Raw genomic sequence first — 12,134 nt, 5'->3', positions numbered from 1 at the left:
AAACGATGGCTGCCATCTTTAACACCTCCCTATCTCCCGTAGGTAATGCAGTGTATAGAATAAGGCAGGTCTCCTGGCTCCAGCATCATCATCGCTGCGCTCGCCTTCCCGGCATCATGCCAGTGGCTTTATTGTGCAGAACTCCGCTGTTACAGTGGCGGGACCGCGCCGGTGTTGCACCGGACTTCCCTTTTAAGCTCAAGACGTTACGCAAGAGCACCTTATTCCTCGCTATTTAGTTGGTCAATCTTTATTTATACAAGGTGAAACGGTTGTCGCGTCCTTTGGCGGCGCAGCTCGTTTCAGTCCGAGAAATATAGAGAAAGGATGGAAAAATCATATCCTTTCCTACTATTTCAAGCAACATGTATAACTATACACACTTTCGTGTTTTTATACAACAAAAGATTTTACAGCCGCTTTAAATTGTTCGAGCGTGCGCGGCGGCGGCTGTGTTCCCCTCAGCTTGGACGGCAGAGCCTCCCATGCTTCCAGCACCATTGGCAGCGTGAGTCCAAGGCTTCTGAGACGCTCGCCTTCGCGAAATACCGTCTCCGGCGTACCCTCCAATATACAGCGGCCCTCATTCATAATAAAAATCCAGTCCGCCCAAGCATAGGCCATATTCATGTCATGCGTGGCCATAACCGGAGTTATGCCGCTCGCATGAATGCGGTCCAGCTCAGCCATCAGCCGCTGCTCCGATATCGGATCGAGATAAGCAGCCGGCTCATCAAGCAGTACCAGCTCCGGCTCCAGCGCCAGCACGCCGGCAAGAGCGACACGCTTCTTTTGCCCCAGGCTGAGATGATGCAGCGGCTTATGCGCCAGTTCCTGCAAGTTCAGCTGCTGGATGATACGCCCCGTACGCCTGTTAATTTCCTCTTCATGAAGCCCCGCATTGCGCAGCCCATAAGAAATATCCTCATAAGCGGTATTTAAGATGAGCTGATGCTCCGGGTCCTGAAAAACAAGACCAACGCGCCGTCTCAAGCTGGCAAGCTCTCTGGGCTTATAAGAAAGCGGCTCGCCGCGCCAGCTGACATAACCGGATTGCGGACGATTAATGCCAATAAGCTGCAAAAAAAGTGTCGACTTGCCCGAGCCATTATGCCCGCACAGCGCTACCTTCTTGCTTGCTGGAATGCGCAGCTCAAGCCCGTTTAAAGCGGCCTTGTCCGTTCCGGGATATGCATAGCTTACGCTGTTCATTTCCATAATGGTTGATGTCTGATCGTTGCCTGCCAGCTTATTCACCTCCATACCGAAGCCATAGCTCTGCTGCCAGTAAAATGATTATGCCTAGCCCAGCTTCCGCCCAATATCGGAGGCGAACCGTCCGCTTTGCAGCAGGAGCAAGGCGGATCTCATTCGTAAATCCTCTTGCCATTAGCCCATTCGAAAGCCCCTTGTATCGATGCATCGTCTTGACGAAGAGCCGCACGGCAATAGCTGCCGTACCCTGCAGCTTTCCTCTAAAACCATGTTGACCGCCCCGTGCGCGCTGCGCGATCAGCATAGCCCCCGCCGTATCCAGCAGCAGAAAGATGAAGCGATACATAATGATCATGAGCTCCAGTACAATTTGCGGCATTTTCAACCGCTTCAGCACCTGCAGCAGCTCGGGAAACGGGGTAGTCAAGGTGATGAAAAACATGCAAGCCAAGCAAGCAAGAATACGCGTGAAAATAGGTCCGGCCAGACCTAAGGATGCTTCCGGCACATACAAGCTGATCGGCTCCCATGAAGCGAGCACCCAGCCTGCTTTCTCAGCTGCCAGGCTTCCTGCTGCGCTGCCACTTTTACTGCTGCTAGTGAATTCAATAAGCAGCGCTGGCAAGCTGAGAACGAACAGCAAGCAAGAGGAGAAAAGCAGCGCCATATAAAGCTTGGCAGGCACTTTCGCGTAGCCAACCGTCCACAGCATAAGCCATCCAAAAATGGCTAGCTGCACGAGCGGATGAGCGAGATAGGCAAGCAGCAGAAGCAGGGCTGCAAGCCCGCATTTCCAAAAGGCGGATAAATCCCGCAGGCGATTGGAATAAGAAATCGTATCAATCCATTTCATCATTGCTGCTTTGTTTTCTCCGACTTCCCTTTAAATAGGCCAATCACATAGCCGATAATGCCAGCGCCTATCGCAGCTTGCAGCGCGAACAGCATGCTTTCTGTTTCTCCCGGCACCTCTGTCAGCGGAGACGCCCAAGGCTCATAATGGGGTGCAATCGTCTGGATCATTTCCTCCGCTGCCCCATCCGCGCCGCCGAACTCGGCGTTAATGAATATTAATGGCGCAACGGCAAGTAAAACAACAATGGCTAAAATCCAAATATTTTTGGCACTGCGGCTCATTATACGCGCTCCCCTTTCATTCTCCGCTTCAAAATAGACAGCTCGTCCGTGTTAAAAGATTGCAGCCAGTTCCAGATCAATACCGTCAGCAAGCCTTCACTAACAGCGAGCGGAATTTGGGTAATCGCAAAAATGCCGCCAAACTTCATAAACGACGCGATAATGCCGCCTTCGACAGCCGGAAAAGCAACTGCGAGCTGAATGGAAGTGACGATATAAGTAGCCAGATCAGCAACAGCAGCAGCTGAAAAAATCGCCAGGCCTTGCTTGCTGCCTGAACGCATCAGCAGCCGATAGACCGCATAGCCCGCAGCGGGACCGGCAACCGCCATTGAAAAAGCATTCGCCCCAAGCGTCGTCAGCCCGCCATGCGCCAGCAGCACCGCCTGAAACAGCAGTACCATTGAACCCAATACGCTCATGGGCAGCGGTCCGAACATAACCGTTCCAAGCCCCGTTCCCGTCGGATGCGAGCTGCTTCCTGTAACGGAAGGAATTTTCAGCGCGGACAGCACGAAGGTGAAGGCAGCTGCCAAGCCCAGCATCAGCTTAAGCTCTGGCGCTTCCTTGGTAATTTTCCGAATAGCACGTACACCTAAGATGAAAAAAGGAATAAAGGCCACCCACCAAAAAATCGCCCAGCCTACAGGCAAAAATCCTTCCATAATGTGCATCGCATAGGCAGCTTGCGGCTCATTCACCAGTAAAAAAAGCGTGAAGCCGATAACCAGCAAAGCGGTGCTTGCTGCTGTCTTTCTTTTTAACTTGACCATTCGTTTCAATACCCTCCCGATTGTTCTATAGTGCCTGCAAGGTGAAACGGCCGAAAGCCGTCCTCTGGCGGCGCGGCTCGTTTCATTCCGAGAAATATAGAGAAAGGATGGAACCATCCTTTCTCTATATTTTGAAAAATAAAAAGACCGCCTCCCCTTCGCTGGGAAAACGGTCATGTGTACGCAGAAATAGACGGTTGCGCCAGCAAATAGACTGGTAGCAATCGCTTTCGTTCGTACACCTATCCTTTCCGCGAAGGCACTGTGGTGCTGGAACGAGGTAGGTCTCCTGGCTAGCAGATCATCATTTTCCTTCGTCTTCCCTGGCTGCCCTAAAGCATAGGCCAAGTGACTCCTGCTGGTGAAGGAAAACTCCCTGATTACAGTGGCGGGACCGCTCGGGATTTGCACCCGATTCCCTGTTACCCTTTGACGTGCGCAAAGGCACCTCGTTCCATGTCAATCCTCTTTATTATTCATTGGTCATTTTGTAGTTTGATCTTATCACAAAAGATTCAGGCTGTCCCCTATAAATGTAAATAGCCGAGCTTCCTGTTAGAAAAAGGACAAAATGACGCCTACGACAAAACCGCATAATGCGCCGTTGACGCGAATCCACTGCAAATCGTTGCCGACCTTTTCCTCCAGCATCGAGACGAGTGCCTTGTCATCCATTCGCTCAAGATTATCTCGAACAAGCGCACCGATGCGATAGTGATTGTTCTCAATAAGTCGAACGAGATATCCGCGAATGCCGTTTTCCCAATTGGCTAGCATCTCTTGTTTGCCGTTCAAATAATCCGTTGCAAAACGGTATCCCTGCACAATCGCGCGCCCACCGCTGCGATGCTGCTCCTCCAGCTTGTCCAGCACAAGCTGCCGCAGCTCCTCCAGACGCAAATGGATGAAACGCTCCGTTTCAACGCTGTTCACACCCTGTTCAATAAGCTGCTTCAGCTTGAGCATTAGCTCTTCGTTATCAGCAAGCTTCTCCGCCTGGGCTCTTACCTCAAGCAGCAGCTTCTGCCGATGCGGGCTTCCAGGATAAGAAAGCTCCTGCATCGTAGAGAGCAGCATGTTCTGAATCAAACCACCGAGCTTCTCCTCGTTCATAAAGCCGACGAAAGCTTGCAGCGCAAAACCCATGAAGCCGCCGACCTTAAGCTCCTCCAGCTTCTTAAAGGCGAGCTTGCCGAGCATTTCCTCGGTTTCACGCTTGCGAATCCAGTGGCCCACATGCTCAAGGCCATAATCCAGCGCCCGTTCATCCCAGCGCTCATGGACGAAACGATCCGCCAGCTTGCGAACGATTGGCGTAAAATCCTGCTTTTTCACATAATCCGCCAAAAAGCCATGCAGCACGCTGCTAATACGCTCCAAAGGCAATCGCTCTACAGCCGACTGGGCAAAATCGACTGCCGACATTCTGAACCTGCGCTTGCCAATCAGCTTGGTCGCTGCCGATGCAGCACCTGCGAACAGTTGAAAGCCCGACAGCTTGCGGGTAATGCTGTCTTTATTCAGCAGCTCATTTTCCATGGCGCTGATGAGCGAGCCCTCGATTTTCCTCCGGTTTTTGAGCAGCAAGGACGTATGCGGAATGGGAATGCCCATCGGATGGCGGAACAGGGCTGTCACCGCAAACCAGTCGGCAATCCCGCCGACCAGACCTGCTTCAAAGCCGCTTTCCAGCAAATGCGTCCATGCGTTATCTGGCAGCCACCATCTCGTCGTAATAAAGCCTGCCCCCATAACGGCAAGCGAAATCCCTGCTATATATCTTGATTTCATCGTTGTCCTCCCTAATCGCGGCACCCCAGCGCCTCCTGTTGCATATTGGCCTATTATACCAGATAATGAGGTGGCAAGCGTAAACGGCTGTGCCTGCCTTCGGCGGCACAAGCTCGTTTCGCGTAGAAATATAAGCGTTATAATAACAGTGAAACTTATTGATCTTATATTTCAAGCGCAAACGGCTGTGCCTGCCTTCGGCAGCACAAGCTCGTTTCGCGTAGAAATATAAACATTATTAATAAGAGTAAACCTTATTGATTTTATATTTCAAGCACAAACGGCGTTGTCGGTTAATGACGACAACTGCTCGTTTTTTTCAACTACACCATTGTTTCGTTACATATAAAGGAGATTACCTGTGTGCTCAGACTAAGAACCATTTTTCTAAAAATGACTCCGCCGCAAATTCTTACGCTCGGCTTTCTCGCGATTATTGCGGCCGGTACTCTATTGCTTTCCCTGCCTCATGCTTCGGCAAATCATCACGCAACGCCGCTCATTGACGCATTGTTCACAGCCACCTCCGCTGTTTGCGTAACGGGGCTTGTCGTCGTCGATACCGGCATCCACTATTCGACCTTTGGCGAGCTCGTTATTCTCGTGCTTATGCAAATTGGCGGGCTTGGCTTTATGACGATGTCTACGCTGTTCGCCCTTGCCCTGCGCAAACGAATATCGCTGCGCGAGCGGCTGCTGCTGCAGGAATCAATGAATCAATCCTCGCTGGAAGGGATCGTCCGCTTCATTCGGCGCGTGCTCATTTATGCTTTTGCGATCGAAGGGGTAGGTGCTCTCGTTCTCGCACTGCGCTGGTCAACGGAAATGCCCTTCGGCAAGGCGCTGTACTTCGGCATTTTTCATAGCGTGTCGATGTTCACCAACGCTGGATTTGATATTATGGGACCGATGAACGGTCCGTTCAGCAGCTTTGTCAATCATGTCAACGATCCAATCATTAATGTGATCGTCATTGCGCTCATTTTTCTCGGCGGTATCGGCTTTATCGTTCTGGCGGAAATGTGGGATTACCCCAAAACGCGCAAGCTATCCTTTCACTCCAAGGTTGTGCTGTATGCGACAGGCATTTTGTTTATTGCAGGTGCTGCCGTTATTTTTATTTTTGAGTTTACGAATACCAAAACACTTGAGCCGCTTAGCATAAGCGGCAAGCTGTACAGCTCATTGTTCCAAAGTATATCACCGCGTTCGGGCGGCGCCAATACGCTTGATATTCCGTCGCTGCGCCATGCAACGCAGTTTCTCATTATTTTGCTCATGTTCATCGGTGCGTCACCAGGCTCTGCGGGCGGCGGCATTAAGGTGACGACGTTTGCGATTCTTATAGGAGCGGTGTTTGCGATGATTCGCGGCCGCGAGGATGTCGTTTTTTTCCGCAGAAGACTGGCGAAGGACCGGGTGTACAAGGCGCTGACGATTACAATTGCTTCGCTGGCGGCGATTATTTTATTTACAATGATTTTATCTACGACCGAGGATGTCGATTTCCTCGTTCTGCTATTTGAAGTGACATCGGCTTTCGGTACGACCGGACTGTCGCTTGGCTTGACGCCGCATTTGACCGTTATTGGAAAAGTTCTGATTATTATTATGATGTTCGCTGGGCGGCTTGGGCCGCTGACGCTGGCGTTTACACTCGTTCCAACGCAGGAGAAGAAGGAGCTGTATCGCTATCCGGAAGGTAAAATTATGATCGGCTAACAACCAGCGAGGCAAAATTATTTTATAAGGAAAGGGCAAGTGATGAGAAAACGGCTCGTTTCGAAAAAAATCAGAACGCTTGTGTTATGCTTTGCAGCAGCTACAGTTGGGTTATTCTGCTGGTTCTCGAGCGAAATATGGATTTTCAGCATGAAGGATGAGGCCAGGCCCGTTGATGCCATCCTTGTGCTCGGCACGGCGGTCTCGGGCGATCAGCCATCGCCCGTGCTGCGGGAGCGTCTGAACCATGCTATAAAGCTGTATGAGCTGGGCTATGCCGAGTATATTATTTTCACCGGAGGACGCGGGTCTGTGGATGAGCTTGCAGAGTCAGAAGTATCACGGAGCTATGCAATTGAAAAAGGCGTGCAGCCTGAGCATACTCTAATTGAAGACCAATCGCAGATTACAGAGGAAAATTTCAAATATGCGTTAGCTGCTGCAGAGCCGTATGCGCTAGAATCCTTTATAATCGTCAGTGATCCGCTGCATATGAAGCGTGCGCTCAAGATGGCAAGCGAGCTGGAAATGACCGCCTACTCCTCCCCAACAACGACTTCCGCATACAGCAGCCTGCGAACCCAGCTTCCCTTTTTCTTCCGTGAGCTGTTTTATTATACAGGCTACCGCATTATATATGCTCTGAGCTAGCTGAATGCTTTCAGCCCTCAGGGTATTTTTTTGCGTCAAAAAAACTAGTATTATACATTTTTGGCATTCGAAATCCGATAAAAAGGATAGGACTATTTTACTAAGATGCTGTGAGGGAGATTGCTGAATGCCTGATAAGTTGAAGAACCTGCTAGAAATCTTTAAGGAATTGTGGTATTTGCCATTCGTGGTTTATTATTTTGGTTTTCTATATGTACAGGGCTCCTTTAGTGGTTTCACAGGAGAATTATTTATTTTCAAAGATTTTTTGACTGTTTATCCTGTTTCCACGAATCTTTATTTAATCAATGGTATTTATATAACACTGGTCTTATCCTTTTCATTTTTATTTATAGCACTATTTTCAACTCAAAAGCGCAGAAAGACAAAATTCACTGGCCCTGCTATTCATCGTTCTAGAAAAAAAATAAGAAAACTGTTTAGCTTTGTACTAAAAAATCGGAGCCATCCGTTCATTCAGATTGTGAATATCATTATTACAACACTTTCCTTCATGCTAGTTGTTTTGTTGCAAAACTTGCTTTTTCATTGGAATCCTTCCGTATCTCTATATACTCAGTATTTAATTTTTTATTTCATTTGTTCTTTTATTTTATATGGCATTTACGCGCTAACAAAATCCATAAAAATGACGATAACTTATAAAGCAACTTACTTTACCCTATTATTTTTCACGATTTCAGTATCTATTTATCTTTTTGGAATACATGCACAATACATCAATCTCACCGAATATCAAAAAAATGAGCGCTCAATCGAAATGTCTAGAGTTACATTTGAAGATAATACATTCGCCTCTTTCATTAAATTAGATATTTCAGCAGATTATTTTATCGGTTTTGACAATATCAATCAACGTACAATTGTACTTCCTAAAGATAAAATTAATAAAATCGAAAATTTTCAAGCTTCTTATGCTGGAAAAAAACAGCTCGCTGAGCCTTCTGCTCTGAACGATGAAGAGGATGCCATTAATAAAACGTTGCAAAGCTATTATGATTTTAGAATCCACTCTCGGGAACGAACGAAAGCCTGTACACAATCATGCGCCTCATTCGACGCCTTTAAAAAGCTGCAATCAAGTGCCTACTTTGGCAAAACCTCGGACTCCGTTCGGTTAAAGTATTTGCAGAACAACCCTTATCGCGATAAGGGTGAGGAAGACTATTTTGGTGTGGACATCTCTTTGCCAGAGCAGATTGAAGGCGAATCGACCTTAAGAGCCGTCTATGTCAAAGAATATTGGAAGGACGACATTTTCTATCTAAAATATACGCTGCAAAATGTCGCTGATTTGGATAAAAACCCGTGGATCATCATTGAAGATGAGGAAGTATTTTTTGACTTTCAATAATGGAGCTCAAAAGGATCAAATATAGCGTGGACGCGCACTGATGATGGCTGTAGCAACAAAAGAATATCAAATAGGCATTTGGCGGACACAGCAGCAGCTATTTGTTGCAAATTGAGGGAACTGAGCAGGTTTGCGGACACAGCAGCAGCTAATCGGCCACTTTATGAACATTTATAGCCAGAAAAACCGTCTTAACGGCTTTCCTGTCCGTTCACCCTCCAAAATCGCCTAAAATGAGCAAATAGCTGCTGCTGGGTCCGCCTAGACTAAAGGTAAACGGCTTTCGCCGTCCTCTGGCGGCAAAGCTACCATTTCGAGAGTGAAATATAAGCCCATTTATAAGGGTGATACTTATTACTTATTATTTCTTATATTTCAAAAAGGCTGCCGTTAGTCATTCATCTTGCTCATGACTAGCGACTGCCTTTTTCATCAATCCAAGCTATCTATAAAATTACTGCCGGCTCGTCCTATTGTCATCACTAGGCGACAACCGGATATGAAACGTGCGGTCATAAGGCGTCAGCACGTTTACAACCAGCGTCTGGCAATCAACCGGGAATGCAGCGCCGCGAATAGATTTAGCCCAATGTTCATGCGCACCGCCGTCCATTTCAATCCAATCTTCGCCAGCCGTAAATTTTACAGTGCCTGCTTTCCAAAATTGCGTGCCCGTTTCGGCAGAGGCCCGTTCGCCGCCAGCCAATTGCCCTTCCTTTCCGAATACGAAGGAAATTTGAGTCAAAAGCACGTCCGGCTTGTCGCATTGAACACGGACTCGCCAGCCATCCGGCATTTCAATGAGCTCAATTCGTACATCGTGCTGCTGAAGATGTGTTACTTCACGCAGCTGATGCGGCAGCAAATACCACGGACTGACAGCATTGCTCGCTATTTCAGGCAGAAGATCCGTTGGGATCGGTCCGTAATAACCCTTTGATTCCGTACCCTTCAAAACAAAGCCGGATTCAAGCTGCTCCATATCGTTCATTTTGATAAACCCCGGCTCGAACGAGCTGCTGACCTGCACACCAAGCAGCCGTGCTGCTCCATGACGAAGTGCAAAAAACGAATTCGTCTCCGCCATGACCGTAACACTCGTTCGTCCTTCCCGCTGCCGGGCAACCGGTGCACCGAATTCGGGATGCAGACGGCTGTGATAGATTTTTCCGCCATGACCGGCCGACTCCATCTGATTTAAATAATGCTGCCGATTAAATTTCCCATTGATGACAACCCGGTAATGATCCGGTAGACTGCCGATTTCCACACCCGGCTCTCTCAGTTCCGGATGAAGCAAAAACCCGAGCAAAACATTGTTCGGGATCGGTCCCGGATGGTTAAGCGCCTTGATTCCGAGCTCAGCCAAGGCTGCGAACAAAGGATTCTGATCGCGATGCGCCATAAAGCTGGATACAAGTGCATAGCTGGACATATCAAACAATTGACCAAAGTCCTGGCGTCCAGAATAATCCGTAACAACTTCTCCATCCGGGTGGATGAGATAAGCCATCATCCGCAAATTGCGACGAACCGGCTCGAGAAGCTCGGGCCTGCCAAGAAGCTCAGCAGCATGGAACAGCATGACGTCGCTTACGCCGTTATAGATGCCATTGCTGCGCTCCGTCCATTCACCATCCTCCGTGCAATCCATACCTTCAGCCAGCCATTGATCAGCGCGAGCTATAAGCTCGGCATTGCCAGTCAGCCTGTGCAAGAAGGCAAGCGCCGCTGTCAGCACCCATCGATGGTTCGGCGTATGGCAGCCGCCGGTCAGCAATGCCGGCGCAGAACGCTCGAGAAACTTTCTAATGTCCGCTCTAGCCCGTTCCAGCGCAGCCCATTCATGCTTCACCAGCAGTTCAAGCAGCTGAGCAAGTCCAACGACGGCAAAGGCGGTGTCCGGCGGCGAATGCATATTGGTCCAACCCGGCGATATCGTGCCGTCCTCGTGCTGCTCGCGGACAATGAAGGCCGCCGCCAGCTCCAAACGCCGCAGCAGCTGTTCGTCATGATAATAGTTGGAGCTTTCATCAACCAGTGAGCATGCCCATAGCGCCATAAACGTTGGCGTTCCCATGTGGGTCGGCCAAGCAACCCCGTTGTCTGGATCGGCTACACCGCCGTAGAAGCGGCTGCCGCTGTCCATTATTTGATTGTCGATTCCTTGCTTTACCCAGCCATCATTGACGGCAACCAGCTTCTCATGCATGTTCATCTTCCTTCCTCATTCTCCGTTGATCCGTTACGCGAACGCCTAATAATAGCCAGCTCTGCCTCAATGCGCCCAGGTATTTCTTCGTATAACGTTTCTCACGGAACGAACAACGGCTCACGCTCCGCAAGCTCGTAAGGAACGAACTCAAACGATGGCGTGAACCGATGATACGCCTACTGATAGGCCCGAACTAGTACATTCGTCTCTTCATCATACTGCCCTTGCGCCTTGTACCACTTCGGCAGCGTAAGACCGTCCAGTCCGGCAGCGCGGTCTGTCGCGGTCTGTCCATTATCCTACACCTTGCGCTCAGACAGCTTGGCGAGCAGCAGCTCGTGGCTCTGTTCGATTTCCTCCGGTGTACATGCTGCTTTTAACTCATATACCTTCACAGGGGCTGCCTCGATGATAGGGAGGAAGCGATCGAAATAGTTCATATCGCCACTGTGTACATACGGACACCAGTGATCCGACAACCCGACCGTCTCATGAATATGGATACCGACCACATTGTCCTTAATGGCTTCCATATCCCGTGCATTATCGTACAAGCCCATACGCTCCATCATCATGCCGTGGCCAAAATCGTACCACAAGCCGACTGGGGCGCCCTTCAGCCGATCAAACACCGATTTCGCCTCGCGCAGCGTTGGCATCTGATAACACCGCGAACGCGTCTCGATGCCAATCGATACGTCCCAGCCCTTAGCCGCGATCTGGTCGCATATGTCTTCTAGACTATCGCCAATGCGCTGCAGGTAATGTTCCGACAACGATTCCCTTCGCTCCAGCATCTCATTCCACAGCGTTAAATAAGCGGAGGATTCCGGACCTTGATCGTGGTAAATTTTTTTAAGCTCATTATCGATGTTATAGTCGAACGGCACCTCTCCCGGATGCACGACAACCGCCTTCGCCCCATAGCGATTCGCATATTCTGCCGAACGAATCAGCAGCTCGATTGCACGCTGCCGCTTTTCCTCGTCTTCAAAGCCAAGCAGCACAGAATCGGTACCATAGTCGGGATCAGCAACATGCGGAAACGTATTGTGGACACTCGATACTCCGATTTCTCCCCGTTCAATCATAGGCTCGATCGTCGTCAGCAGCTCCTGTGTTACGTTATAGTTCAGCTCCACGTAGCGAAAGCCGAGTTCCCGAATTTCATCGATCATGCTGCTGCCGACATCATGACGTTTAATATTCCAGCATGTCGAGAACGAATATTGACCTTTATCCTTTCCCATAAGCT

At 49.3% G+C, this 12,134-nt stretch carries 10 protein-coding genes and 2 riboswitches; of the genes, 3 read left to right on the top strand and 7 right to left on the bottom strand.

Annotated features, from left to right (window positions below):
- Positions 1–46: 46 nt before the first annotated feature.
- Positions 47–239: riboswitch (cobalamin riboswitch) on the bottom strand.
- Between the two features lie 154 nt (positions 240–393).
- The 5 genes from AC50YG_RS16760 to AC50YG_RS16740 all read right to left on the bottom strand — a co-directional run bounded on the left by AC50YG_RS16760 (position 394) and on the right by AC50YG_RS16740 (position 4,916).
- Positions 394–1,263, bottom strand: coding sequence for an energy-coupling factor ABC transporter ATP-binding protein (locus tag AC50YG_RS16760; protein ID WP_494828125.1), 870 nt, complete (start codon positions 1,261–1,263; stop codon positions 394–396).
- Positions 1,250–2,071 (bottom strand): cobalt ECF transporter T component CbiQ, encoded by an 822-nt coding sequence (gene cbiQ, locus AC50YG_RS16755; protein WP_494828124.1) that lies wholly within the window; start codon positions 2,069–2,071, stop codon positions 1,250–1,252. The genes AC50YG_RS16760 and cbiQ overlap by 14 nt, the downstream gene beginning before the upstream one ends.
- Entirely contained in the window at positions 2,068–2,352 is a 285-nt protein-coding gene (locus AC50YG_RS16750; RefSeq protein ID WP_473760474.1) for an energy-coupling factor ABC transporter substrate-binding protein, read from the bottom strand. Before AC50YG_RS16750 ends, cbiQ begins: the two co-directional genes overlap by 4 nt.
- Positions 2,352–3,125, bottom strand: a complete 774-nt coding sequence (locus AC50YG_RS16745; protein WP_494828123.1) for an energy-coupling factor ABC transporter permease — start codon at positions 3,123–3,125, stop codon at positions 2,352–2,354. The genes AC50YG_RS16750 and AC50YG_RS16745 overlap by 1 nt, the downstream gene beginning before the upstream one ends.
- A 262-nt stretch (positions 3,126–3,387) precedes the next feature.
- Positions 3,388–3,592: riboswitch (cobalamin riboswitch) on the bottom strand.
- A gap of 88 nt (positions 3,593–3,680) precedes the next feature.
- Positions 3,681–4,916, bottom strand: a complete 1,236-nt coding sequence (locus AC50YG_RS16740; protein ID WP_494828122.1) for a DUF445 domain-containing protein — start codon at positions 4,914–4,916, stop codon at positions 3,681–3,683.
- A gap of 393 nt (positions 4,917–5,309) precedes the next feature.
- On the opposite strand from AC50YG_RS16740, the gene AC50YG_RS16735 reads away from it, so the two are divergent.
- The 3 genes from AC50YG_RS16735 to AC50YG_RS16725 all read left to right on the top strand — a co-directional run bounded on the left by AC50YG_RS16735 (position 5,310) and on the right by AC50YG_RS16725 (position 8,664).
- Positions 5,310–6,638, top strand: coding sequence for a TrkH family potassium uptake protein (locus tag AC50YG_RS16735; RefSeq protein ID WP_473761255.1), 1,329 nt, complete (start codon positions 5,310–5,312; stop codon positions 6,636–6,638).
- Between the two features lie 42 nt (positions 6,639–6,680).
- Positions 6,681–7,289, top strand: coding sequence for a YdcF family protein (locus AC50YG_RS16730; RefSeq protein ID WP_494828194.1), 609 nt, complete (start codon positions 6,681–6,683; stop codon positions 7,287–7,289).
- A 127-nt stretch (positions 7,290–7,416) separates the two neighbouring features.
- A complete protein-coding gene (locus tag AC50YG_RS16725; protein ID WP_494828121.1) occupies positions 7,417–8,664 on the top strand; it encodes a hypothetical protein in 1,248 nt (415 codons plus the stop codon).
- Positions 8,665–9,118: 454 nt separating this feature from the next.
- Here the strand turns inward: AC50YG_RS16725 and AC50YG_RS16720 are convergent, their stop codons facing one another.
- Positions 9,119–10,882: a hypothetical protein gene (locus AC50YG_RS16720; protein ID WP_494828120.1), complete on the bottom strand. Its 1,764-nt coding sequence runs from the start codon at positions 10,880–10,882 to the stop codon at positions 9,119–9,121.
- Positions 10,883–11,178: 296 nt separating this feature from the next.
- Positions 11,179–12,129, bottom strand: a complete 951-nt coding sequence (locus AC50YG_RS16715; RefSeq protein ID WP_494828119.1) for a sugar phosphate isomerase/epimerase family protein — start codon at positions 12,127–12,129, stop codon at positions 11,179–11,181.
- Between the last annotated feature and the right edge of the window lie 5 nt (positions 12,130–12,134).

The organism is Paenibacillus sp. J31R34 (assembly GCF_059383715.1).
The sequence above is the reverse complement of the archived record's forward strand: the minus strand, read 5'-3'. Positions and strand labels throughout refer to the sequence as shown.